This window comes from Streptomyces tyrfis (assembly GCF_037034285.1).
Lineage (GTDB): Bacteria > Actinomycetota > Actinomycetes > Streptomycetales > Streptomycetaceae > Streptomyces.
The window spans coordinates 89,768-115,007 of the sequence record NZ_JBAGJZ010000015.1; the positions used below are offsets into that span (position 1 = coordinate 89,768).

Here is a 25,240-nt window from a genome sequence, read left to right on the forward strand (position 1 = left end):
GGGCGGCGATTTCCCCCGTTTTGGGGGTCTTTTATCCGGCATAACGGTCGCGATGTGGAGTCGGTCACAAGGTCGTAACTCTCGGATCGCGCAACGGAATTGTGTGGATCGCGGACCGGACGGCTTCTTCGGAACCCGGGTGTTTAGGCTTGGGGAAAGCGGGCAGAAGAATGCGGGGAGCTGCCTTGGACAAAGCAGCTCCCCGCATTTATGGAATTTTGTGGGACCGGTGCGGATTTATGCGTTCGGCCAGGTTTCCGAGACGGCCTTGCGGGCAGTTTCGAAGTCGACCTGCCGGCCCGTGTCGGCCAACGCCGCCCCCAGGGCCGCGAGCGAGGACTGCACCGCGCCCCGCGTCGCGTCCACACCGTAGTGATTGACCCGGATCATCTCCTTGGACAGCGCGCCCCCGCCCGCGATCAGCGGCAGCGAGGGGTCGGCCGCGAGCGCCCGCGCGACCAGATCCGTCGCGTCCGTCCCCTCGGGGACGCGCAGGGTGGTCGCGACCGGCGCCGCGTCCTTCGCCTCGTGGACGTACGGCGACAGCCCGCCGCCGAGCGCAACCGCGCCCGCCCGGGTGGCCGCGGCGGCCGAGGCGTGCCGCGCCATCAGCGCGTCCAGGCCCTCGCTCTCGATCCGGTCCACGCACGCCTCCAGGGCCAGCATCTCCAGCTGGGCGGGGGCGTGCAGCAGCGCCTTGCGGCCGCCGTCGATCCAGCGCTCCTTCCAGTCCAGGAGCGAGAGGTACGAGTGGCGCGGGGCCCGCGGGTTGGCGGCGATCCGCTCCCAGGCGCGTGCGCTCACGGAGACCGCCGACACCCCGGCGGGGCCGCCCATCGCCTTCTGCGCGCCGATCACGCAGAGGTCGACGCCCCACGCGTCCGGCAGCAGCGGCTCCGCGCCCACCGAGGCGACGGCGTCCAGCATGAACAGCGCCCCGTGCGCGCGGACCGCCTCGCCGATCTCGGCGACCGGATTGGTGTTGCCCGTCGCCGCCTCCGCGTGCACCAGGGAGACGAAGTCGATCTCCGGGTGCTCCTCCAGCGCCCGCGCGACCTGCTCGGCGGTGACCGCGGTGTGGAACGGGACCGCCAGGTCCACGACGTCGGCGCCGCAGTCCCGCAGCCAGTTCCCGAAGGTCTGCCCGTACGGGCCGGTGACGACGTTCAGCGCCGTCGAGCCGGGCCGGGCGGCGCCCCGGATGCAGCCTTCGAGCGGGAGCAGCGCCTCGCCCTGCGTGATGACGACGTCCTGCTCGGTGGCGAGGAGATCGGCCACGCGCCGCTCGATGGCCGCGAAGCGCGCGGCGGTCAGCGGGGCGAGGTCGAGGAACGGGTGCGTCACGGTGCTGCTCTCTTCGGGTCGGGGGCCGTGCGCGGCGGTGCCGTGGACGGACGGGGCTTCCCCCGAAGCGTACCGAGGGCGCCGGAAGGGGCCTCGTACAGTGCTGCCATGAGTGAGCGCAGAGCACCGCGGGTGCTGCATGTGAAGGGGCGGGTGCTCGTCGGACCCGACGAGGTCCGGGACGAACTCTGGGCCGTCGACGGGCGGATCGTCCACGAGCGGCCGGCCGGCGCCGACGAGGCGGTGACCGTCGCCGGCTGGGCGCTGCCCGGACTGGTCGACGCGCACTGCCACGTCGGGCTCGACCTCCACGGCGCGGTGGACGCCGCGACCAGCGAGAAGCAGGCCGTCGACGACCGGGAGGCGGGGGCGCTGCTGCTGCGGGACGCGGGCTCGCCCGCCGACACCCGGTGGATCGACGGCCGCGAGGACCTGCCGAAGATCATCCGGGCCGGGCGGCACATCGCCAGGCCGCGCAGGTACACCCGGAACTACGCCCACGAGATCGAGCCGGAGGACCTCGTCGCCTACGTCGCCCAGGAGGCGCGCCGGGGCGACGGCTGGGTCAAGCTAGTCGGCGACTGGATCGACCGGGAGGTGGGCGACCTGACCGCCTGCTGGCCCCGGGGGGCGGTCGAGGCGGCCATCGCCGAGGCGCACCGGCTGGGCGCCCGGGTCACCGCGCACTGCTTCGCGGAGGAGTCGCTGCGCGATCTCGTCGAGGCCGGGATCGACTGTGTCGAGCACGCCACCGGGCTCACCGAGGACACCATCCCGCTCTTCGCGGAGCGCGGGGTCGCGATCGTCCCCACTCTGGTGAACATCGCCACCTTCCCCTCGCTCGCGGCGGGCGGCGAGGCCAAGTTCCCGCGCTGGTCCGCCCACATGCGGCGGCTGCACGAGCGCCGGTACGACACCGTGCGCGCCGCGTACGACGCCGGGATCCCGGTCTTCACCGGCACCGACGCGGGCGGGGTGCTCGCCCACGGGCTGGTGGCGGACGAGGTCGCCGAACTGGTGAAGGCCGGCATCCCGCCGCTGGCCGCGCTCTCCGCGAGCACCTGGGGCGCGCGCGAGTGGCTCGGCCGGCCGGGGCTGGAGGAGGGCGCCCCGGCGGACCTGGTGGTGTACGACGAGGACCCGCGGGCGGACGTGCGGGTGCTGGCCGCGCCGCGGCGGGTCGTGCTGAACGGGCGCGTGATCGGCTGAGACCGGGCCGACGGGCGGATCCCGGGGCCGTCCGCCCACGCGGTGCGCGGTGTTGACGGGCAGTTACCGGGTTCCCGTCGTCTCGTTGGAACATTTCTGTGCGTGGCTCGGCGCGGTCGGCCCGCGCGCCGTCCGCGCTCGGCGGATCGGGTGACTCCGAGGAACGCGCGTACCGAGATAATCGAATACAGGCGCGAAAACCCCCCTTTGGGGTGAACTGGCCTCAGATGTCTGCCAGTTCACCCTCCGTGCGTAAAGCTGTCGGGGTCGAGGCCGCCGGTGCCCGCGATGTCCCCCATTGGGCGGTGCCGGCGGCTCCAAGTCTCTTGTGGGGGTTCCACCATCTTGAACAGCAACACCTTCCGCCTGGCCGCCCTGGCGGTCGCCGCCGCTCCGGTCGCCCTGCTGGCCGCGACCCCGGCGCAGGCCGCACCCGCGACCATCGCGCCCACCGGCGACGGGAAGGCGGGCGCGGTCGTGCTCCGCACCGCGCTCGACGTCTCACTTCTGAACAAGGCGATCGACGTGCCGCTCAAGGCCACGCTCAACGAGGTGCAGGCGCCGGCCGACGCCAAGCAGACCGCGCTCAGCGTGCGGCTGGACGGGGTGGACGGCGGCCGGCCGGTCAGCGTGCTCAGCGCCGACGTGGCCACCTCGGACGCGACCGTCGACAAGAACCGCGCCGAGGGCTACAGCAACCTGGCGAAGGCCCGGGTCCATGTGCCGGGACTGCCCGCGCTGCCGCTGATCGAGGTCGAGAAGGTCACGTCCAAGGCGGTCTGCGAGGTCGGCAGGAAGCCGGTCGCGGAGTCGAACGTGCTGGGCCATGTGACGATCCTGGGCAAGCGGATCGACCTCAGCGCGGGCGGGAGCACGCGCATCGAGGTGCCCGCGGTGGGCGAGGTGAGCCTCGACCTGTCGAAGACCCACACCACCACGCGCACCGCCGCGGCGACCGCGCTGCGGCTGAAGGTCTCCGTCAACCCGCTCAAGCTGAACGTCGCCGAGGTGGAGGGCGAGGTCACCCTCGTCGAGGCGACCTGCGAGACCCCGAAGGGCGGCGGGGACGACGGCGGTGCCGGGAACGGCGGTTCGAGCGGCGGCGGGTCCAACGGCGGCTCCGGGAACGGTGGGTCGACCGGCGGCTCAGGCACCGGCGGCTCGGACAACGGCGGTTCGACCGGCTCCTCCGGGAACGGCGGCTCCGGCGACGGCGGCGCGAGCCACGGCGGCTCCACCGGGAACGGGGGCGCCACCGGCGGCGACGTGAAGCCCCAGACCGGCACCGGCCACGCCCCGGACGGCTCGAACCTCGCGGAGACCGGCGGCAGTTCCGCCACGCCGTACCTCGCGGGCGGCGCCGTGGTGCTGCTGGGCGCGGGCGCCGGGGCGACGGTCCTGGCCAGGCGCCGCGCCCGGAGCTGACCCCGCCCCGAAGCGGTCCCGGGGCCGGTGGTCCACCGGCCCCGGGGTCCCGGCGGGGAAGGCGGCTTCGCCCATGCGGCCGGGGCTCAGAGGGGCCGACACCACGGGCGCCCGGCTCGCGACTCCCCTCGCGCCGGCCCCTCTCAGCGCGCGACGGTCGACAGCGACTGCAACGCCTGGTCGAGCGACTGGAGGAAGCAGTTGGTCGTCGCCCGGCCGCGCACGGCCAGCCGCAGCCACTCCGGCCCCAGCCCCGGGAACGTGTCCCCGCGCCGCACCGCGAATCCCAGCAGCCGCAACCGTTCCCGGACCTCCGCGGCCCGTTCCAGGCGCATCAGCACGAACGGGCCCTCGGCCGGCTCCGCCACCGTGATCTCCGTGAACTCCCGCAGCCCGGCCACCAGATGGGCCCGGTCCACCGCGATCCGCTCCGCCGCCTCGGCCGCCTCGGCCAGGGCCCGCGGCTCCACGCACGCCTCGGCCGCCGCCAGCGCCGGCGAGGACACCGGCCACAACGGCTGCGCCTCCTCCAGCACGCGGACCGTCTCCGGGTCGGACAGCGCATAGCCGATCCGCAGCCCCGCGAGTCCCCAGGTCTTGGTGAGACTGCGCAGCACCACCAGCCCGGGCACGTCCGTCCGCCCGCACAGCGCCTCGCGTTCGCCCGGCACCGCGTCCATGAACGCCTCGTCGACCACCAGCGTCCGCCCGGGACGCGCCAGTCGCTCCAGCACGGACGCCGGGTGCAGGACCGAGGTGGGGTTGGTCGGATTGCCGACCACCACCAGATCCGAGTCCTTTGGCACCGCCGCCGGGTCCAGCCGGAAACCCTCCCCGGCCCGCAGCAGCACCCGCCGCACCTCGTGCCCGGCCGCGCGCAACGCCGCCTCCGGCTCGGTGAACTGCGGATGGACCACGACCGGGCGGCGGGCCGGCAACGCCCGCGCGATCAGCACGAACGCCTCCGCCGCGCCCGCCGTCAGCAGGACCCGTTCGGGCGGCAGCCCGTGCCGGGCCGCGACCGCCGCCCGCGCCGGACGACCGTCCGGGTAGGCGGCGAGCGAGCCCAGCGACGCGGTGATCCGCTCCCGCAGCCAGGCCGGGGGAGTGTCCGCCCGTACGTTGACGGCGAGATCGGTCAGATCCCGGCCCCGTCCCCGTACCTCCGCGTCACCGTGGTGCCGCAGATCGTGCGTGCCCGCGCCTGTCGCGTCGGGACTTTCAGTGGGAGTGTGCATGACCGCCATGGTGGTGATGGTGGTGGCCGTCGTCATCGGGGTGGAAGTGCGGCTGCTGTGGCAGCCCCACCTTGTCCTCGAAGCCCGGCAGCGCGATCCGGTACACGCAGGAGTCGCAGTTCATCCGCAGATCGCCCTCGACCGCCTCCCCGTAACGCTCCATCACCAGGTCGTACAGTTCCTCGGCCGCACCGATGACCTCGGCGGAACGGACGTCCGGCTCCGGGTGGGCGGCGGCCCACTCCTCGGTCTGCCGCCGGACCCGGTCCGGCAGCACCCCGGTGAAGAGGAAGTACGGCAGAACGACTATGCGCCGGGCACCCAGCTTCACGCAACGGTCGAGACCGGACGGCACGTCCGGCGCCGCGAGCGAGACGAACGCCGTCTCCACCCCCGCGTAGCCCCGGCCCTCCCAGAACAGCCGGGCCGCCTTGAACACCTCGGCGTTGGCGTCCGGGTCGGTGGAACCGCGCCCCACCAGCAGCACCGTCACCTCCGAGCGGTCGACGCCGTCCAGCACCTCGTCCACCCGGCGCTCCAGCACCTTCAGCAGCTCCGGGTGCGGGCCCAGCGGACGTCCGTAGGTGTACGAGATGCCCGGGTGGCGCTCCTTCTCACGGGCCAGCGCCGCCGGGATGTCCCCCTTGGCGTGACCGGCCGAGACCAGCATCAGCGGCACCGCGGCGAACCGCCGGACACCGCTGTCCACCAGCTCCGTCACGGCGTCGCCCAGCGGCGGCGGGGACAGCTCGATGAAGCCGCCGGCCACCGGCAGCCCGGGGTGACGGCGGCCCAGCTCGGTCACGAAGTCGCGGAACGCGGCGGCTCCGCCGTCGTCCCTGGTGCCGTGGCCGGCGACGAGCAGAGCGGGCCGGGAGGCCGGGGTGGCGGGGGTGGTCACGAGTTCTCCTCAGGGGTCGTGGGGGATTGCGCGAGGGTTCTCACGGCAGGGGGAGCGGGGGTTCCCGCAGCGGGGAACGGGTGGTACAGCAGGGCGTTGAGCGCGGCGGCCGCGACGGCCGAACCGCCCTTCTCGGACACGTTGCTCACGGCGGGCAGACCGCTCTCGCGCAGCGCCGCCTTGGACTCGGTCGCGCCGACGAACCCGACCGGCAGCCCGATGACGAGCGCGGGCGCGGCGTCCAGGACGAGCAGCTCCTCCAGCGCGGTGGGCGCGTTGCCGATCACCCAGATCGCGCCGGGACCGACCTGCTCGTACGCGAGCCGGACCGCGTGCGCCGAACGCGTCAGCCCGGGGGCGGACCTGGCCTCCCGCAGCCGGCACACGGTCTCGCGCCGGGTGATGCCCGCCGCGACCATCTCCACGTCGGTCACGACCGGCGCCCCGGTGTGCAGCGCCGCGTGGGCCGCGGTCAGCTCCGCCTCGTCGCAGACCAGGTCCGTCGCGTACGCCAGGTCCGCCGCGGAGTGGATCACCCGCTCCACGACCGCCCGGGTCAGCGGCGGGAAGCGCGAGGTGTCCAGGCGGGCCCGGAGCCGCCGGTAGGACTCCCGCTCGATGGGGTGGACGGTCCGCTCCCAGGGGCGGTCCGGCGCGCCGGGGCCGCCGGTTTCGTGCGCGGGCCGCTGTGGGCCGGCGCCGGGGCGCGGCCGGGGCGTCGTTCCCTCGGGGCGGTTCACTCCGCGCCTCCCCGGGGCCCGGCGGACGACTGCCAGCGGTAGCCGCGGGGCGTCACCATGCGGCCGGCGACCTCCCGGGTGGCCGTGTTGCCGACCGTCACCACCGTCATCATGTCCACGGTCGCCGGGTCCAGGGCGGCCAGCGAGGTCACCCGGGCGCTCTCGTCCGGGCGGGAGGCGTTGCGCACGATCCCGACCGGGGTGGCCGGATCCCGGTGCTCCGCCAGGATCGCCAGGGCCTTCGGCAGCTGCCAGTCGCGGCCCCGGCTGCGCGGGTTGTAGAACGTCACGACGAGGTCGGCCCCGGCCGCGGCCCGCACCCGGCGCTCGATGACCTCCCACGGCGTGTGCAGGTCCGAGAGGCTGATCGAGACATGGTCGTGGCCCAGCGGGGCGCCCAGGATCGCGGCGGCGGCCAACGCCGCCGTCACCCCCGGCACCCCGACCACGTCGATGTCGTCGCCGGCCTCGGCGAGCGCGGGCGACGCCATCGCGTACACGCCCGCGTCACCGCTGCCGATCAGCGCCACCGCGTGCCCCTCGCGTGCCCGGGCGACCGCGGTGCGGGCCCGCTCCTCCTCGGCGCCGAGCCCCGACTCCAGGATCGTGGCGCCCGGCCGCAGCAGGTCCCTGATCTGGTCGACGTACTGGTCGAGCCCGACCAGCACCGAGGCCCGCCGCAGCTCCTCCCGGGCCCGGGGCGTCAGCAGATCGCGCGCGCCCGGCCCGAGGCCGACCACCGCCAGCCGCCCGCGCGGGGCCCGGCGCACCACCGCGCACGTCGCCATCGCCGCCCGCCCCTCGGGCGCCGACTTCCGCTTCGGCACGAGGAGTTCGCCGCCCGAGGCGAGCGCGGCGGCCTCCGCGACGGACGGCGTCCCGACGGCGGCCAGCGGCGCCCCGGACGGGTTGGGCACCTCGACCCGGGCCAGCGCCTCGGCCGGATACGTCCGCAGCGGGACGCCGAGCCGCGCGGCGGCGGCGACGATCCCCGGCTCGTCCGCCTTCGCGTCCACCGTCGCCAGCGCGGCGACGCCGAGCGGCGAGAGCCCGGCCTCGCGCAGGGCGTCGTGGACCAGCCCCGTGATCTCGTCCTCCGACGCACCCCTGGACGCGCCGACCCCGACCACGAGCGACGCGGGCCGCACCGCGGCCCGGCCCGGCCCGAGCTCCACGACCCGGTCGGTGACGTGCAGCACCGCCGCGCCCGCCGGGTCCTCCCCGTCCGGCGCGCCGGGGGCCACGTTCGGCGGCAGCGCGGGCAGCGGCCACACCGCGTCGGCCCGCAGCTCCACCGGCGCCCCGTCGAGCATCGCCCGGGACACGCTGGCCACATCGCCCTCCACCGGAAGGCCCAGCATGTCCAGGCCCGGCAGCCCGGCCGCGTCCGTCGCGGTCGTCACGACCGGGGCCGCGCCCAGCACCTCCCCGACCGCCTCGGCCAGCGCGTTCGCCCCGCCGGCGTGCCCGCCGAGCAGGGCCACCGCGTGACGCCCCGCCTCGTCGACGCAGACGACGCCCGGGTCCGCGGACTTGTCCGACAGCAGCGGCGCCAGCAGCCGCACCACGGCCCCCGTCGCCAGGAAGCACACCAACTGCTCGCACTCGGCGAACGCCCGGGGCACGGCCTCGCGCACCGGGCCCTCGTAGACCACGGTCCGGCCGGGCCAGGCCGCGGCCAGCCGGTCGCGGGCGGCGGCACCCGCCGCCGTCGCGGAAATCAGGCCGATCACTGGGTCGCTCCTTCACTTGCGCCGACACGTGCGGCAGCCATGTCCGCACGCGCGCCTGCCTGGGCCGCGGGGCGGACGCCCCACAGCAGAAAGACCGGGTTGGCCGCGGCGAGCCGGGTCACGTCACCGGGCAGCGGGGCCAGCCGCGAGGACTGCAGCAGCACCCCCTCGGGCTCCAGCCCGGCGGCGGCCAGCGCCGCGCGCACCGGCGGCACCCGGTCCAGGGCCGCCAGCGCCACCACCACCGTGCGCCGCGCACGCCGGGCGCACTCCGTGACGACGGCGGGCAGTTCGCGCCCGCCGCCGCCGACGAACACCGCGTCCGGATCGGCCAGCCCGTCGAGCGCGGCCGGGGCCGAGCCGTGCACCACGTCGACGTACACCCCGTGCGCGGACGCGTTCGCCCGGATCCGCCCGACCCCGTCCGGGGTCTTCTCCACGGCGACGGCGGCGGCGCCGAGCCGGGCGCACTCCACCGCCACCGAGCCGGAACCGGCTCCGACGTCCCACACCAGGTCGCCGGTGCGCGGCCCCAGCCGGGCCAGCGCCAGGGCCCGCACCTCGAACTTGGTGATCATCGAGTCGCGGTGCTCGAACTCCGCCTCCGCCAGCGCCCAGCGGCCCGGCGGGGCCGGCGGTCCGGCCACGGTCCGCGCCGGGGACAGCACCCGGGACTCGTCCAGGCACAGCACCACGCTCACCGGGTCCGGCCAGGCGCGGGCCGCCGCCTCGGCGGGGGAGAGCCGCTCGACGCGCTCCCGCAGCGGGTCGCCCAGCGCCGTCGCGACGACCAGGGTGCGCCCGCCGGCGCCCCGGACCAGCCCGGCCGCCAGCTGACCGGGCCCGGCGCCGGGCCCGGTCAGCACGGCCACCTTCGGATGCGCCAGACAGGCGTTCACCGCGGTCCGCGGATCGCGGCCGTGCGCGCTGACCACGACCGCGTCGTCCCAGGTCAGCCCGAGCCGGGCGAACGCGACCGCGACGGACGGGGCGCCCGGGCGCACATCGAGCGCCTCCGGCCCGAACCGCTCCGCCAGCGCCCGGACGATCCCGAAGAACCCCGGATCGCCGGAGGCCAGCACGACCACCCGCGCCCCGCCCCGGGCCAGATGCTCCGCGATCCGGTCCAGCGCGGGCGCCAGCGGCCCGAGCACGATCCGCTCGGGCCCCCCGGCCCGCCCGGCCCGCGCGGCGTCTCCGACGCCCCCGGCCCGTCCGGCGGCCTCGGCGGCCCCGGACCGTGCGGCGTCCCCGGCGTTCTCGTCGGATCCGGCCGGGTACGCGGCCTCCAGATGGCGGCGGGCGCCGACCACCAGCGTGGCCGAGGCCAGCGCCTCCCGGGCCTCGGGGCCGAGCGGCGCGCCCGTGCCCGTGCCGAAGACCCGGACCGGCGCGGTCGTCCGCGTGCCCGGAGCGGGGACCGGAGCGCCGGCCCCCGTACCGCGAGCGCCGCTCACGCCTCGGACCGCCGGGCGCGCAGCTCGGCCCGCGCCGCCCTGTCGGCCTTGCGGAAGCCGTGGAAGTGCCCCGGGTGGTAGAGGTGCGAACGCGTGCCCGAGGCCGACAGCGCCGGGCCGACGAGGAAGAGGGTGTGCTTCCAGAGCTTGTGCTCCTTGACGGTCTCCTCCAGGGTCCCGACCGTGCAGCGCAGGACCAGTTCCTCCGGCCAGGTCGCCTGGTACGCGATCACCACCGGCGTGGACGTCGGGTAGCCGCCCTCCAGCAGTTCCTGGGCGAGCTGACCGGACCGGGCCGCCGACAGGAACACCGCCATGGTGGTGCCGTGCCGGGCGAACTCCCGCACCTCCTCGCCCGGCGGCATCGGCGTCTTGCCGCCGCCCAGCCGGGTCAGGATCACGGACTGCGCGATCTCCGGGATCGTCAGCTCCCGCCGCGCGATCGCCGCGACCGCCGAGAACGACGACACCCCGGGCACGATCTCGACCGCCACGCCCAGCTCGGCGCACCGGTCGATCTGCTCCTGCGTGCCGCCCCACAGCGACGGGTCCCCGGAGTGGACGCGGGCCACTCTCAGCCCCTCGGCGGCGGCGCGTGCGTACACGGCGACGACCTGCTCCAGCGACATCTGCGCCGAGTCCAGGATCTCCGCGCCCTCCCGGGCGTGGTCCAGGACCTCCTCCTGCACCAGGCTCGCCGCCCAGATGACGACGTCGGCCTCCGCGATGGCCCGCGCCGCCCGGAACGTCAGCAGGTCGGCGGCGCCGGGGCCGGCCCCGACGAACGTCACTCGGCCTCGGGCGGGGGCGGCGGCCGGGCCGGCCGTGTCGGCTGCTTCGGACATGGGAGGGGGTCCTTTCGGGAAACGCGGCGTGCGGGGGTGTGTGGGGGAGAACGATCGACGAGCCGGCGGGGAACGGGAGACGGGACGGCGGGGAACGGGACGGGACGGCGACGGGTCCGGCCCGCCGGGGGAGCCGGGCGGCCGGGCACGGCGGGCGGACGGCCCGCCGAGATGCGCGCCCGTGGATCAGTCGGCTAGCAAGAGCGCATGGCGGTGTTCGTGGCGCTGGGCGCGTTCCTGATGACCCTGACGGGCGGCTGGGTCGCCCGTCGCGTCACCGACCGCCGCCACCTGGTGCTCGGCTTCGCCGGCGGGCTGATGCTCGGCGTGGTCGGCCTGGACCTGCTGCCGGAGGCCGTCGAGGCCGCGGGCACACCGGTCTTCGGCGTCCCCGTGGCCCTGCTGCTGTTCGTGGGCGGCTTCCTCGTCGCCCACCTGGGGGAGCGTCTGCTCGCGGTGCGCCGGGCGGCCCACGGCGCGGACGAGGGACGGGTGCCGGAGTTCGGGCTCACCGCGGCGGCGGCGATGGTCGGCCACAGCCTGATGGACGGCGTCGCGCTGGGCGCGGCGTTCCAGGTCGGCGCGGGCATGGGGGCGGCCGTCGCCCTCGCCGTGATCAGCCACGACTTCGCCGACGGCTTCAACACCTACACGATCACCCGCCTGTACGGGAACGCCCGCCGCCGAGCCGTGCTCATGCTGGTCGCGGACGCCGTGGCGCCGCTCGTCGGCGCGGCCACGACCCTGGTGTTCACCCTTCCGGAGGAACCGCTCGGCGGGTACCTCGGCTTCTTCGGCGGCGCGCTGCTCTACCTGGCGGCGGCCGAGATCCTGCCCGAGGCGCACCACGCGCACCCGGCCCGCTCCACCCTGCTGTGCACGGTGGCCGGGGTGGGCTTCATCTGGCTGGTGGTAGCCGTCGCGGGCTGACCACCGCACCGGACCCGGCCGCCTCACAGCTTCCCGCCGCGCCCGCCGTCGCGCCGCGCGGGCGCGATCAGCGTCGACAGATACGGCAACGGCCCCTCGTCCAGCTCCGCCGCCGGCCGGATCGACTCCTCGGGCAGCCCCAGCGCCGAACCCCACACCGCGTCCTCGATCCGCCCGGTCTCCCGCAGCGCCGCGGCCACCTCCCCGGCCAGCCGGCCGAACTTGTACGCGACGACCGTCCCCGGGCCCTCCAGGGCCCGCTTCAGCACCGCCGCGCCCGCCGTCACCGGCACCAGCGTCAGCGGCTCGGTGCCCTCCGTCAGCACCGCCCCGCCACGGGCGGCCAGGTCCTGCATGGCGGTGATCCCCGGCACCGTCTCCACGACCGTCCCCGGCAGCAGCGCGCCGATCGTCTGGGCGAGATAGGTGAACGTCGAGTACACGTTGGGGTCGCCGATCGTCGCGAACGCCACGGAGCCGTGCGCGCGCAGCAGCTCCGCGACGCGCCCGCCCGCCGCGTCCCACGCCGCCTCCCGGCGCGCCCGGTCGCTCCGCTCGTTGAGCGCGAACACCACGCGCACGACCTTCTCCGCCGGCACGTAGTGCAGCACGGTGGCCTCGGCCCGTCCCCGCTCGCCGGTGTCCATCACCGGCACCACGACGACCGCCGCGTCCCGCAGCGCGTTCACGCCCTTGACGGTCACCAGCTCCGGATCGCCGGGGCCCACCCCGACGCCGGTCAGCCTGCTCGTCCCGTGACCCTGGTTCATCCCTCGCACCTCTCAACGAATCGTCGGGCCGCAGTGGGCACGGAAGCCCAGTGCGTATGCAGATAGCTCGCGTGCACACCCCGCCGCACGAACCCCTCCACCCGCCGCTCCGGCTGGTGCAGCCCCCACGCCGGGGCGGGCCCGGCGGCCGGTTCCAGCACCGTCCGGTGGAACTCGTGCCCCCGCACCCGGGTCCCGGGCGCGGCGAGCACGCCGTCGGAGACCGCCACCGCCTCCCGGTAGCCCAGCGTCAGCCGTTCGGTCATCCGCGCCTCGGCGTCCAGCAGCCCGCACATCGGCAGGCCGTCGAGCGAACGCGCCAGATACAGCAGCCCCGCGCACTCGGCGGCCACCGGAGCCCCGGACTCCGCCAGCGCGGCGACGGCCCCGCGCAGCGCCGCGTTGGCGGACAGCTCCGCGGCGTACACCTCCGGGAAGCCCCCGCCGATCACCAGCCCCCGGACGCCCTCGGGCAGCGCCTCGTCCCGCAGCGGGTCGAACGGCGCCACCCGCGCCCCGGCCGCGGCGAGCAGCTCGGCGTGCTCGGCGTACGAGAACGTGAACGCGGCCCCGGCCGCCACGGCGACCCGCGGCGAACCCGCGACGGGCCCGCCGCAGGCGTCCACCGCCGCCGCCGGGTCCCACGCCTCGCCCGGCACCGCCGGCGCGGACCGGGCCAGTGCCAGCAGCGCGTCCAGGTCGCAGCCCGCGCGCACCCGGTCCGCCATCGCCGCGACCGCGTCCAGCGCGTCGCGCCGCCGCTCGGCCACCGGCACCAGGCCCAGATGCCGCGACGGCACCGCCACCGGCTCCGCGCGCCGCAGCACGCCCAGCACCGGCACGCCCGACTCGTCCAGCGCCTCCCGCAGCAGCGCCTCGTGCCGCCGCGAGCCGACCTTGTTGAGGATCACCCCGCCGATCCGGGTCCCCGGATCCCAGGACGCGAAGCCGTGCACCAGCGCCGCCACCGACCGCGACTGCGACGAGGCGTCGACGACCAGCACCACCGGCGCCCGCAGCAGCTTCGCCACGTGCGCGGTCGACGCCAGCTCGCCGCTCCCGGCGGCCCCGTCGTACAGGCCCATCACGCCCTCGACGACCGCCAGGTCGCAGCCGCGCGCCCCGTGCGCGAACAGCGGCGCCACCAGCTCCGGACCGCACAGGTACGCGTCGAGGTTGCGGCCCGGCCGGCCCGCGGCCAGGGAGTGGTAGCCGGGGTCGATGTAGTCGGGCCCCACCTTGTGCGGGGACACCGCCAGACCCCGGCCCGCGAAGGCCGCCATCAGCCCCGTGGCCACGGTCGTCTTGCCGCTGCCCGACGCGGGCGCGGCGATCACCAGACGCGGAACGTTCACCGGAGCCCGCTCATCGTTCGCTCACCGCACTCACCACTCGATGCCCCGCTGGCCCTTCTGACCCGCGTCCATCGGGTGCTTGACCTTCGACATGTCGGTCACCAGATCGGCGGCGTCCACCAGCTCCGGCGGCGCGTTGCGGCCGGTGACGACGACGTGCTGGGCGCCGGGACGGCTCCGCAGCACCTCGACCACCTCGGCGGTGTCGACCCAGCCCCAGTGCATCGGATACGCGAACTCGTCGAGCACGTACAGCCGGTACGTCTCGGCCGCCAGATCGCGCTTGACCTGCTCCCAGCCCTCGCGGGCCGCCTCCTCGTTGTTCAGCTGCCGGTCGCGCTGCACCCACGACCAGCCCTCGCCCATCTTGTGCCAGGCGACGGAGCCGCCCTCGCCGCTGGCGCCGAGGACCCTCAGCGCGTTCTCCTCGCCGACCTTCCATTTCGCCGACTTGACGAACTGGAAGACCCCGATCGGCCAGCCCTGATTCCAGGCGCGCAGCGCCAGGCCGAAGGCCGCCGTCGACTTCCCCTTCCCGATGCCGGTGTGCACCACCAGCAGCGGACGGTTGCGGCGCTGACGGGTGGTGAGCCCGTCGTCCGGCACGCTCACCGGCTGTCCCTTCGGCATCACGCCGCCCTCCTGTCGGTTCCCCGGACGTCCTTGACCAGACCCGCGATCGAGTCGGCCCGCAGCTCGTCGAGCGTGACGGCGACCGAGCCCAGATCACGGGCGAGACCCGCCGCGAGCCCCAGCCGCACCGGCCCCGACTCGCAGTCCACCACGACGGAGGCGGTGCCCTCCGCCGCGTGCAGCCGGGCCGCCCGCGACGCCAGCGCCACCGGCTCCGGCCCGCCCGTCGCCCGGCCGTCGGTCACCACGACCAGCAGCGGACGCCGCGACGGATCGCGCAGCCGCTCCACCCGCAGCACCTCATGGGCCTTCAGCAGCCCGGCCGCGACCGGGGTGCGCCCGCCGGTCGGCAGGGCCTCCAGCCGCGCCGCCGCCGCGTCCACCGACGAGGTCGGCGGCAGCGCCACCTCGGCGTCCCGCCCCCGGAAGGTGACCAGCCCGACCTTGTCCCGCCGCTGGTACGCGTCCAGCAGCAGCGACAGCACCGCGCCCTTCACCGCGCCCATCCGCTGCCGGGCGGCCATCGACCCCGAGGCGTCCACCACGAACAGCACCAGGTTGCCCTCGCGCCCCTCCCGGGTCGCCTGCCGCAGATCGTCCCGCCGCACCACCAGCCCCGGCCCCGACCGGCCGCGCGCCCGCTGGTGCGGGGCCGCGGCCCGCACGGTCGCCGCCAGATGCAGCTTGGTCAGCGCGCCCCGCGGACGCCGCGCGCCGGTGGTGCGCCCGTGCTCGGTGCGCGCCCGGGAGCGCCGCCCCGCCGCGCCCTCGCCCAGCCCGGGCACGCTCAGCGTCTTCGTGCGGAACGGCTCGGCGGCCCGGGCCGGCTGCCGCTCACCGCCGCCGGACGACCGCCCCGGCTCCTGCTCGCCGCCCTGCTCGGGAACGGCGGGGGCGGGCGTGTCACCGGCCTCCCCGTCGGAGCGCGGCGGAGTGTCCGGGCCGTCGCCCCGCGGGGGCCGGCCGCCGCCGTCGGGGCCGTCCGGGTCCGGGTCGTCGTCCTCGCCGCCGTGCTGCTCCAGCGCCTCGTCGAGCTTGTCCTCGTCCAGGCCCGGCGCGTCGAACGGGTTGCGCCTGCGGCGGTGCGGGAGCGCGAGCAGGGCGGCCTGCCGCACGTCCTCGGCCAGCACGTCCGTGCGCCCCGCCCAGGCGGCCAGCGCGGTCGCGGTCCGCGCCATCACGATGTCCGCGCGCATCCCGTCCACCTCGAACGCGGCGCAGGTCGCGGCGATCTGCCGCAGCGCCCCGTCACCCAGACGGACCTCGGGCAGCAGCGCCCGCGCGGCGGCGATCCGCGCCCGCAGCGCGGCTTCCTCGCCGGCCCACTCGGCGGCGAAGGCGGCCGGATCCGCGTCGTACGCGAGACGCCGGCGCACCACCTCGACCCGCTGGTCGGTGTCCCGGGACGCGGCGACCTCGACGGTCAGCCCGAACCGGTCCAGCAACTGCGGCCGCAGCTCGCCCTCCTCGGGGTTCATCGTGCCGACGAGCAGGAACCGGGCGGCGTGCCGGACCGAGACGCCCTCGCGCTCCACGTACGAGGCGCCCATGGCCGCCGCGTCCAGCAGCAGGTCCACGAGGTGGTCGTGGAGCAGGTTGACCTCGTCGACGTACAGGATTCCGCGATGGGCGTCGGCCAGCAGCCCCGGCTCGAACGCCTTCACGCCCTCGGACAGCGCCCGCTCGATGTCGAGCGCGCCGACCAGCCGGTCCTCGGACGCGCCGACCGGCAGCTCCACCGTCCGGGCGGCGCGCGACGCACCGGAACCGGCCTCGTGCGGGCCGTCCGGGCACGACGGGTCGGGCGCCGCGGGGTCGCAGGAGAACCGGCAGCCGGAAACCACCCGGACCTCGGGCATCAGCGCGGCGAGCGCCCGCACGGCGGTGGACTTGGCGGTGCCCTTCTCGCCGCGCACCAGCACACCGCCGACCGCGGGCGAGACCGCGTTCAGCAGCAGACCGAGCCGCAGATCGTCCTGCCCGACGAGGGCGGTGAAGGGGTACGGCGTGTTCACGATGCCTCCTTGGGTGAACGGGATGACGTCACTGCCCCCGGCAGCGGGGGGACGAGCCCTCGGGCGTTCACTCGTCGCCCTCCAGATCGCCTTCGAGCTCCAGATACGTGGCCCGCAGCCGCTCCAGCGTCGCCGCGTCCGGCTCCGCCCACAGCCCGCGCTCGGCCGCCTCCAGCAGCCGCTCCGAGATCCCGCGCAGCGCCCAGGGGTTGGACTTCTTCATGAAGTCGCGGTTGGTCTCGTCGAAGACGTACTCGGCCGACAGCTTCTCGTACATCCAGTCGTCGACGACCCCGGCCGTGGCGTCGTACCCGAAGAGGTAGTCCACGGTCGCGGCCATCTCGAAGGCGCCCTTGTAGCCGTGGCGCCGCATCGCCGCCATCCAGCGCGGGTTCACCACCCGCGCCCGGAACACCCGGTGCGTCTCCTCGCCCAGCGTCCGCGTCCGCACCTGGTCCGGGGTGGCGCTGTCGCCGACGTACGCCTCGGGCGACTCACCGGTCAGATGCCGCACCATCGCGACCATGCCGCCGTGGTACTGGAAGTAGTCGTCGGCGTCGACCAGGTCGTGCTCGCGGGTGTCGACGTTCTTCGCCGCCACCGCGATCCGCCGGAACGCCGTCTCCATGTCGCCGCGCGCCGCCCGGCCGTCGAGGCCGCGCCCGTACGCGTAGCCGCCCCACACCGCGTACACCTCGGCCAGGTCGGCGTCCGAGCGCCAGTTCCGGGCGTCGATCAGCGGCAGCAGGCCCGCCCCGTACGCCCCCGGCTTCGAGCCGAAGACCCGGGCCGTGGCACGGCGCCGGTCGCCGTGGACCGCGGTGTCCTCGTCGGCGTGCGCCCGCACGTAGTTGGACTCGGCCGGCTCGTCCAGCTCCGCCACCGCCCGCACTGCGTCGTCGATCAGCCCCACCACGTGCGGGAACGCGTCCCGGAAGAACCCGGAGATCCGCACCGTCACGTCGACGCGCGGACGCCCCAGTTCGGCGAGCGGCACCACCTCGAAGCCGGTGACCCGGCGCGAGGCGTCGTCCCACACCGGGCGGCAGCCCAGCAGCGCCAGGATCTCCGCGATGTCGTCGCCCTGGGTCCGCATCGCGGAGGTGCCCCACACGGTCAGGCCCACCGACTTCGGGTAGCCGCCCGTGTCCGCGAGATAGCGGGCGATCAGCGAGTCCGCCAGCGACTGCCCGACCTCCCAGCTCAGCCGGGACGGAATCGCCTTCGGGTCCACCGAGTAGAAGTTGCGGCCGGTCGGCAGCACGTTGACCAGACCGCGCGTCGGCGAGCCGGACGGGCCCGCCGGGACGAAACCGCCGTCCAGCGCCCGCAGGATGTGACCGATCTCGTCCGTGGTCCGGGCCAGCCGGGGCACGACCTCCTCGCAGGCGAAGCCCAGCACGGCGACCGCGTCCGGGAGTTCGCGGCCCAGCACCTCCCGCACCAGGCCGGCCGCGCCCGTCACGTCCCAGCCGCGCTCCTCCATGCCCTCCGCGAGGCGGCGGCACAGCAGCTCCAGCAGGTCGATCGCGTCCGCGCCGGTGCGCGCCGGGCCGTCGACCAGGTCGGTCAGCTCCGCCGGCACCTTCACCGGGGCGCCCGGCTCGGCCAGCAGCTCCTTCTCGCTCAGCCCGAAGTGGGCGGCGATCGAGGCCCGCAGCCCCGGCAGCGCGTTCGCCGTGCCGCCCCACACCTGCGAGGCGCGCAGCACCGCCAGCACCAGGTTGACCCGCGGCTCGCCGACCGGGCCGCCGCCCAGGACGTGCAGGCCGTCGCGGATCTGCACGTCCTTGATCTCGCAGAGATAGCCGTCGATGTGCATGACGAACTCGTCGAACGCGTCGTCGTCCGGCTGCTCGTCCACATGCAGGTCGTGGTGGAGCTCGGCGGCCTTCACCAGCGTCCAGATCTGCGCCCGCACGGCCGGGGCCTTCGCCGGGTCCAGATCGCTGACCAGCGCGTACTCGTCGAGCAGCTGCTCCAGCTTGGCCAGGTCGCCGTAGGTGTCGGCGCGCGCCATCGGCGGCACCAGATGGTCCACCACCGTGGCGTGCCCGCGCCGCTTGGCCTGGGTGCCCTCACCGGGGTCGTTGACGATGAACGGGTACACCAGCGGGAGCTCGCCCAGCACCGCGTCCGGGCCGCAGCCCGCGGACAGGCCCAGGCCCTTGCCCGGCAGCCACTCCATCGTGCCGTGCTTGCCCATGTGCACGACGGCGTCCGCGCCGAACGAGTTCTCCAGCCAGCGGTACGTCGCCATGTAGTGGTGCGACGGCGGCATGTCCGGGTCGTGGTAGATCGCGATCGGGTTCTCCCCGAAGCCGCGCGGCGGCTGGATCAGCACCACCACGTTCCCGAACCGCAGCGAGGCGAGGACGATCTCGTCGCCGTCCACGTACAGCGAGCCCGGCGGCTCGCCCCAGTGCTCCAGCATCGAGTCCCGCAGCCCCGGGTCCAGCTTCTCGAACCAGGCCCGGTAGTCGGCCAGCGGCACCCGGGCGGGGGCGGCGGCGAGCTGCTCCTCGGTCAGCCACTCCACGTCGTGACCGCCGGCCTCGATGAGGCGGTGGATCAGCTCGTCGCCGTTGTCCGGGTAGCCGTCGACCGCGTAACCGGCCTCCCGCAGGGCGTCCAGGACCCGCACCGCCGACGCGGGCGTGTCCAGGCCGACCGCGTTGCCGACCCGGGAGTGCTTGGTGGGGTAGGCGGTGAAGACCAGCGCGAGCTTCTTCTCGGCGTTCGCCCTGTGCCGCAGCACGGCGTGCCGCACCGCGATCCCGGCGACGCGCGCGGCGCGCTCCGGGTCGGCCCGGTACACCGGCACGTCGTCCGGGCCCTGCTCCTTGAAGGAGAACGGCACCGTGATCAGCCGGCCGTCGAACTCGGGGATCGCCACCTGCATCGCCGCGTCCATCGGGGACAGCGCGGCGTCCGACGCCTCCCACGCCGCGCGCGACGAGGTCAGGCACAGGCCCTGGAGCACCGGAATGTTCAGCTCCGCCAGCGCGCCGATGTCCCACGCCTCGTCGTCCCCACCCGCCGAGGCGTCCGAGGCGCGCGTGCCGCCCGCCGCCAGGACCGTGGCGACCAGGGCGTCCGCCCGGCCCAGCAGCTCGTACAGACCGGCGTCCGCGCCGCGCAGCGAACCGCAGTACACCGGCAGGGCGTTGGCGCCGCGCGCCTCGATCGCGTCGCACAGCACGTCCACGAACGAGGTGTTCCCGGACAGCTCGTGCGCCCGGTAGAACAGCACCCCCACGGTCGGGCGGCCCTCGGCGAACTCCCGGTCGCCGCGCACCCCCCACTCCGGCATCCGCTGCGGCTCCGCGAAACCGTGACCGGTCAGCAGCACCGTGTCGGAGAGGAAGCGGGACAGCTCCACGAGGTTCCCCGGACCGCCCTCCACCAGGTAGCGCAGCGCCTCCGCGACGACCCCGGCGGGCGCCGAGGACTCCGCCATCAGCTCCGCGTCCGGCACGCTCTCGCCGCCCAGCAGCACGGTCGGAATGCCGGACGCCCTGAGCACGGCCAGGCCGTCCTCCCAGGCGCGCTTGCCGCCGAGCAGCCGTACGACGGCGACGGAGGAGCCCTCGATCAGCGCGGGCAGCTCCTCGTGGACGTCGACGCGGGTGGGGTTCCCGATCCGGTACGGCGCGCCGGAGGCGCGGGCGGCGAGGAGGTCCGTGTCGGCGGTCGACAGCAACAGCACGGTGCTCGTGGGGACGGTCATGCGCGTGCTCCAGGTGCTCCGGGGGCGATGAAGGGAAGTCCGGACGGCGCGCCCGACTCGATGAGCCGGAGCAGCGCGTCGGTGTCCGCGTGTTCTTCGATGAGGTCGCCGAGCCGGTCGAGCTGCTCCTCGCGCAGCCCGGCGAAACAGGTGTCGGGGGCGGGGACGAAGCGGCGTCCGGCGGCCCGGGCGACCTCGGCCAGGAAGCGGCGGCGGAACGCGTCGCTCTCCAGCGAGCCGTGCCAGTGGGTGCCCCACACGGAGCCGGTCCGGCAGCCGTCCAGGGCGCGCCCCCGGCCGTCGGTGAAGAACGGCTCGCCGCCGCGCACATCCGCGACGCCGTGGTGGATCTCGTACCCCTCGACCGGCGCGCCCAGCGCCTCCCCGACGGGCCGGGCCAGGGTCTTCTCGCGTTCGAACCGGACGCGCACCGGCAGCAGCCCGAGCCCGTCGACCCGTCCGGCGCGCGACTCGACCTCGTCCTCGACGCGCTCGCCGAGGACCTGGTAGCCGCCGCAGATCCCGAGGACCGGCCGGCCCTCGGCGGCGCGCCGGGCCAGGGCGTCGGCGAGCCCGCGCTCGCGCAGCCAGGCGAGCGCCCCGACCGTGCCCCGGGTGCCCGGCACCACGACCAGGTCGGCGTCGGTCAGCTCCTCGGCGCGGTCCACGAACCGGACGACCACGCCCGGTTCGGCGGCCAGCGCGTCCACGTCGGTGAAGTTCGACATCAACGGCACGGCGCACACCGCGACCCGCAGCACGTCCTCGCCGTGCGGCGGCGCCACCGCCGACTCGCGCACGGCGCCGCGCAGCGAGACCCTCAGCCCGTCCTCCTCGTCGATGCCGAGGCCGTGCGCGAAGGGCAGCACCCCGTACGTGGGGCGGCCGGTGACCTCGCGCAGCATGTCGAGCCCCGGCTCCAGCAGCGACACGTCGCCGCGGAACTTGTTCACCAGATAGCCCGCGACCAGCGCCTGGTCCTCGGCGGAGAGCAGGGCCGTGGTGCCGAAGAACGACGCGAACACGCCGCCCCGGTCGATGTCCCCGACCACCACCACCGGGAAGCGTGCCGCCCGCGCGACGCCCATGTTCACGATGTCCGTGCGCCGCAGATTGATCTCGGCCGGGCTCCCCGCCCCCTCGCAGATCACCGCGTCGTACGTGCTCCGGAGCCGCTCCAGGCAGTCCACGACCGTGCCGAACAGGGCCTCCTGACGGCCGCCGTGGTAGCCGCGCGCGCTCATCTCGCCCACCGGCCTGCCCATCAGGACGACCTGGCTGGAACGGTCCCCGCCGGGCTTGAGCAGCACCGGGTTCATCAGCGCCGACGGCTCCACCCGGGCCGCCGCCGCCTGCATGGCCTGGGCGCGGCCGATCTCGGCGCCGTCCCGGGTGACATAGGAGTTCAGCGACATGTTCTGCGCCTTGAAGGGCGCCGCCTTCACGCCCCGGCGCACGAGCCAGCGGCAGATGCCGGCCGTGACGACGCTCTTGCCCGCGTCCGAGGTGGTCCCGGCGACCAGCAGTCCGCCGCTCATGTCCGTCTCCGTCCCACGATCAGCCGCGCCGCGAACGGGAGCCCCGCGGCCCGCGCGGCGTCGCCCGTGCTTCCGGCCCGCACGCCGGCGACGCGTGCGCCCGCGCCCGGGGTTCGTACGCCGGCGCCCGTCGCGCCCGCGAGCACGCCCCGCGTGCCCGCGCCCGGCACGCCCCCGCCTCGTCCGTCCGCGAACCGCCGGACCGCGAGGGAGGCGCCCAGCCGTCCGGCCACGCACACGCCGAGGGCCAGCACGCCGACCCGGCGCGACAGCCGCACCGCGCGCTCGACGTCCCCGGTCTCCACGGCCCGGCCCGCCGCCCCGTTGAGGACGGGACGGTGCTCGACCCGGCCGCCGTACGCCAGCGTCCCGCCGAGACGCACCCCCAGCGCGCCCGCGAACGCCGCCTCCACCGGGCCCGCGTTGGGGCTCGGATGCTTCGCCGCGTCGGCCCGCCAGGCCCGTACCGCCGCGCGCGGACGGCCGCCCGCCGCCGCGGCGAGCAGAGCGGTCAGCCGCGCGCCCGGCCCGCCCGCGACGTCGTCGAGGCGGGCCGAGGCCCAGCCGTAGCGGAGGTGGCGGGGCGACTTGTGGCCGACCATCGCGTCCAGGGTGTTCACGGCCCGGAAGCCGACCAGCCCGGGCACCCCGGCCAGCGCCCCCCACACCAGGGCGCCGACCACGGCGTCCGAGGTGTTCTCGGCGACGGACTCCACCACCGCGCGGGCGATGCCCGGCCCGTCGAGGGCCTGCGGGTCGCGCCCGCACAGATGCGGCAGCCGCTCCCGGGCGAGTTCGACGTCCCCGGCGGCCAGGGCGCCGCCGATGGCGCGCGCCTCCCGCCCCAGCGAGGCGCCGCCGAGCACGGTCCAGGTGGCGGCCGCGGTCAGCGCGACGGAGGCGGCGGGGCTGCGGCGGACGGCATGGGAGAGCAGCGCGGCACCGCCCGCGGCGCCGCCGGCGCAGACGAGGGTGTGCAGCGCGCCCCACCCGCGGTGGTCGCGCCACAGACGGCGCTCGACGCCCGCCGCGGCCCGCCCGAAGGCGGCCACCGGGTGCCCCCTGCGGGGGTCACCGAGCAGCAGGTCGCCGATCAGTCCGGCCGTGGCGCCGTACGCGAAGATGCGATCGGCCCGCATGGCTCAGCCGGCCGTCGCGCCTCGGAGGACGTTCGTACGGGCGGCTCTCGGCGAGAGCCCCCCGGCAAGGGACGCACGGCTGCCAGGCATGGCGACATGTCCTCACTCAGGGTCCGCGCCCTGGTTCGACGTGACCGGCGACGAGAGTCTCCTGGCTCCCGGATCCGCGGTGACCCCCGGCCTTCCAGCCCGCTCGCGCGTGCCGTGACTTCCCGGTGTGGGGGACCGCTCCCCGGTGACAGTGGCGGGACCGCGCCGGATTCGCACCGGCTTCCTCTGCTGTCGCCGTAAATGGCTCCGGCAGTCCACCACGCTCCGAGAAGCCCCGTCAACTTGCCGTTGACCTGCGGCGGCGCAGTGTGCTGAGACCCACACCGGCTCCGGGGCACGCCGAAGGGCCGGACGCACGAGGCGCGTCCGGCCCGTGACGGGGGCGCGGGGACGGGAGCGCGGGAGGGGCCCGAACGTCGAGCGGGGAGGGGCCCGGAGGGGGAGCGGTGGCGCGCCCGGAGGGGCGGCGGGGAGGGGCTCAGGCGACGATCAGATAGATCCCGTACGCGACCGCCGCCGCGCACAGCGCGAAACAGGCGTACGCGCCCGCGCGAGCCAGCGCCCGGGAACCGCCGGAGCCGCCCTGGGCCGCCGGTTCCGACTGCCTGGCCAGCCCCACCACGCCCAGGCTGAAGAAGCCCACCAGTGCGACGGTGACGACGAGGGACACACCGAAGACGGACCCGAGGGCCGCCCAGTCGATCTTCATGCTGATTCCTTAAACGGTCTGCGAGGTCCGGGACGGTCCGCGCGATCCGGGACGGTCCGCGCGGACCGGGCGAGGGAGGGCCGGGGGCGGCCCGGCGCGAACGGCCCGGGCCGCGTCCTCACACCGGCTGGACGGGGGCGGGGCGCGCCGGGTCCTGGGCGGGGACCGTCGGGACCGGGGCCGGAAGGGTGGTCATGAGGTCCTGCGCGGCGGCGGTCACGGGGGTCACGGCGGTGACGGCGGTCGCGGTGGCCGCGACGGTGGGCGGCGGGCTGACGGCGGCGATGGCCGTGGTGACGACCCCGGCGGGTTCGGCGGCGCCCTCCACCGGCGCGGCGGCCGGCGCGACGTCGCCGTGGCCGACCGGCTTGCGGCGCGACACCACCCAGATCGCTCCGGAGCCCGCGACCAGCAGCGCCGCGACGACCACGACGCCCCAGGTGCCCTGCTTGGTGAGGAACTCCGCGCCCGCGCCGACCAGACCCGCGGCCGGCAGGGTCAGACCCCAGGCGACGAACATCCGGGTGGCGGTGGACCAGCGGACCACGCCGCCCTGGCGGCCCAGGCCCGCGCCCATCACCGCGCCGGAGCAGGACTGGGTGGTGGAGAGGGAGAAACCGAGGTGCGAGGAGGCCAGGATGACCGTGGCCGCGCTGGTCTGGGCGGCGAAGCCCTGCGGCGGCCTGAGGTCGGTGAGCCCGCTGCCCATGGTGCGGATGATGCGCCAGCCGCCCAGGTAGGTGCCGAGCGCGATGGCCGTGCCGGCGGAGACGATGACCCAGACCGGCGGGTTGGCGCCGGGGTGCAGCACCCCGCCGGTGACCAGGGCCAGGGTGATGATGCCCATGGTCTTCTGCGCGTCGTTGGTGCCGTGGGCCAGCGAGACCAGCCCGGCCGAGGCGATCTGACCGGCGCGGTAGCCCTTGGCGGCGGCCTTCTCCTGGGCCTCGTCGCGGATGCCCCCGCCGATCCGGTAGGTCAGCCGGGTGGCCAGCAGCGCCGCCAGACCGGCGACGACCGGGGCGGCGACCGCGGGGATCAGCACCTTGGTGACGACCGTGCCGCCGTTGACCGAGGACCAGCCGACCGACATGACCGCGGCGCCGATCAGGCCGCCGAACAGGGCGTGCGAGGAGCTGGACGGCAGTCCGACCAGCCAGGTCAGCAGATTCCACAGGATGGCGCCGACGAGTGCCGCGAAGATGACCTCCGTCCGCAGCCCGTCCTCGTCGACGATCCCGCCGGAGATCGTCTTGGCGACCTCCACGGACAGGAACGCCCCGACGAGGTTGAGAACGGCGGACATGGCCACCGCGGTCTTCGGTCTGAGAGCGCCGGTGGAGATGGTGGTCGCCATCGCGTTGGCGGTGTCATGGAAACCGTTCGTGAAATCGAACACTAGGGCTGTCACGATCACAATCGCGAGGAGCAGCGTGATGTGTTCCATTTACCCAGGCAATCGTTCGGCGTCAGTGGCA

The 25,240-nt window shown here is 75.6% G+C and carries 19 protein-coding genes and 1 riboswitch; of the genes, 3 read left to right on the top strand and 16 right to left on the bottom strand.

Annotated features, from left to right (window positions below; all coding sequences use genetic code 11):
- Positions 1–237: 237 nt before the first annotated feature.
- On the bottom strand, positions 238–1,344 hold the full coding sequence (locus tag WA762_RS14255) for a pyridoxal-phosphate-dependent aminotransferase family protein (protein WP_335936003.1): 1,107 nt from the start codon (positions 1,342–1,344) through the stop codon (positions 238–240).
- Between the two features lie 108 nt (positions 1,345–1,452).
- Here WA762_RS14255 and WA762_RS14260 point away from each other — a divergent pair, with 108 nt between their 5' ends.
- Positions 1,453–2,553, top strand: a complete 1,101-nt coding sequence (locus tag WA762_RS14260; protein WP_335936004.1) for an amidohydrolase family protein — start codon at positions 1,453–1,455, stop codon at positions 2,551–2,553.
- 345 nt (positions 2,554–2,898) lie between these two features.
- Positions 2,899–3,978 (top strand): SCO1860 family LAETG-anchored protein, encoded by a 1,080-nt coding sequence (locus WA762_RS14265; protein ID WP_335936005.1) that lies wholly within the window; start codon positions 2,899–2,901, stop codon positions 3,976–3,978.
- A gap of 143 nt (positions 3,979–4,121) precedes the next feature.
- On the opposite strand, the gene cobC is transcribed toward WA762_RS14265, so the two are convergent.
- From cobC to cobM, 6 genes are all read right to left on the bottom strand, one after another.
- On the bottom strand, positions 4,122–5,216 hold the full coding sequence (cobC, locus tag WA762_RS14270; protein ID WP_335936006.1) for an Rv2231c family pyridoxal phosphate-dependent protein CobC: 1,095 nt from the start codon (positions 5,214–5,216) through the stop codon (positions 4,122–4,124).
- A complete protein-coding gene (locus WA762_RS14275) occupies positions 5,200–6,117 on the bottom strand; it encodes a sirohydrochlorin chelatase (protein WP_335936007.1) in 918 nt (305 codons plus the stop codon). The genes cobC and WA762_RS14275 overlap by 17 nt, the downstream gene beginning before the upstream one ends.
- The gene (locus WA762_RS14280) at positions 6,114–6,737 is read right to left on the bottom strand and encodes a precorrin-8X methylmutase (protein ID WP_335936082.1); all 624 of its coding nucleotides are present in this window, start codon (positions 6,735–6,737) and stop codon (positions 6,114–6,116) included. Before WA762_RS14280 ends, WA762_RS14275 begins: the two co-directional genes overlap by 4 nt.
- A gap of 116 nt (positions 6,738–6,853) precedes the next feature.
- On the bottom strand, positions 6,854–8,590 hold the full coding sequence (gene cobJ / locus WA762_RS14285; protein ID WP_335936008.1) for a precorrin-3B C(17)-methyltransferase: 1,737 nt from the start codon (positions 8,588–8,590) through the stop codon (positions 6,854–6,856).
- Positions 8,587–9,921 (bottom strand): precorrin-6y C5,15-methyltransferase (decarboxylating) subunit CbiE, encoded by a 1,335-nt coding sequence (gene cbiE, locus WA762_RS14290; protein WP_443080588.1) that lies wholly within the window; start codon positions 9,919–9,921, stop codon positions 8,587–8,589. The genes cobJ and cbiE overlap by 4 nt, the downstream gene beginning before the upstream one ends.
- A 122-nt stretch (positions 9,922–10,043) precedes the next feature.
- The gene (cobM, locus tag WA762_RS14295) at positions 10,044–10,892 is read right to left on the bottom strand and encodes a precorrin-4 C(11)-methyltransferase (RefSeq protein WP_335936010.1); all 849 of its coding nucleotides are present in this window, start codon (positions 10,890–10,892) and stop codon (positions 10,044–10,046) included.
- A 207-nt stretch (positions 10,893–11,099) separates the two neighbouring features.
- On the opposite strand from cobM, the gene WA762_RS14300 reads away from it, so the two are divergent.
- Positions 11,100–11,822: a ZIP family metal transporter gene (locus tag WA762_RS14300; RefSeq protein WP_335936011.1), complete on the top strand. Its 723-nt coding sequence runs from the start codon at positions 11,100–11,102 to the stop codon at positions 11,820–11,822.
- Positions 11,823–11,845: 23 nt separating this feature from the next.
- On the opposite strand, the gene cobI is transcribed toward WA762_RS14300, so the two are convergent.
- The 9 genes from cobI to WA762_RS14345 form a co-directional block, all read right to left on the bottom strand.
- Positions 11,846–12,592, bottom strand: coding sequence for a precorrin-2 C(20)-methyltransferase (gene cobI, locus WA762_RS14305; protein ID WP_335936012.1), 747 nt, complete (start codon positions 12,590–12,592; stop codon positions 11,846–11,848).
- Positions 12,589–13,947, bottom strand: coding sequence for a cobyrinate a,c-diamide synthase (locus WA762_RS14310; RefSeq protein ID WP_335936013.1), 1,359 nt, complete (start codon positions 13,945–13,947; stop codon positions 12,589–12,591). The genes cobI and WA762_RS14310 overlap by 4 nt, the downstream gene beginning before the upstream one ends.
- Before the next feature lie 30 nt (positions 13,948–13,977).
- Entirely contained in the window at positions 13,978–14,577 is a 600-nt protein-coding gene (gene cobO, locus WA762_RS14315; protein WP_335936014.1) for a cob(I)yrinic acid a,c-diamide adenosyltransferase, read from the bottom strand.
- Positions 14,577–16,595, bottom strand: a complete 2,019-nt coding sequence (locus WA762_RS14320) for a putative cobaltochelatase (protein WP_335936016.1) — start codon at positions 16,593–16,595, stop codon at positions 14,577–14,579. The genes cobO and WA762_RS14320 overlap by 1 nt, the downstream gene beginning before the upstream one ends.
- 67 nt (positions 16,596–16,662) lie before the next feature.
- Positions 16,663–20,325: a cobaltochelatase subunit CobN gene (gene cobN, locus WA762_RS14325; RefSeq protein WP_335936017.1), complete on the bottom strand. Its 3,663-nt coding sequence runs from the start codon at positions 20,323–20,325 to the stop codon at positions 16,663–16,665.
- Positions 20,322–21,863, bottom strand: coding sequence for a cobyric acid synthase (locus tag WA762_RS14330; protein ID WP_335936018.1), 1,542 nt, complete (start codon positions 21,861–21,863; stop codon positions 20,322–20,324). Before WA762_RS14330 ends, cobN begins: the two co-directional genes overlap by 4 nt.
- Positions 21,860–23,002: a cobalamin biosynthesis protein gene (locus tag WA762_RS14335; protein WP_335936019.1), complete on the bottom strand. Its 1,143-nt coding sequence runs from the start codon at positions 23,000–23,002 to the stop codon at positions 21,860–21,862. Before WA762_RS14335 ends, WA762_RS14330 begins: the two co-directional genes overlap by 4 nt.
- Positions 23,003–23,147: 145 nt before the next feature.
- Positions 23,148–23,278: riboswitch (cobalamin riboswitch) on the bottom strand.
- A gap of 253 nt (positions 23,279–23,531) precedes the next feature.
- Positions 23,532–23,762, bottom strand: a complete 231-nt coding sequence (locus WA762_RS14340; RefSeq protein ID WP_335936020.1) for a hypothetical protein — start codon at positions 23,760–23,762, stop codon at positions 23,532–23,534.
- A 118-nt stretch (positions 23,763–23,880) separates the two neighbouring features.
- Positions 23,881–25,209: an inorganic phosphate transporter gene (locus tag WA762_RS14345; protein ID WP_335936021.1), complete on the bottom strand. Its 1,329-nt coding sequence runs from the start codon at positions 25,207–25,209 to the stop codon at positions 23,881–23,883.
- Between the last annotated feature and the right edge of the window lie 31 nt (positions 25,210–25,240).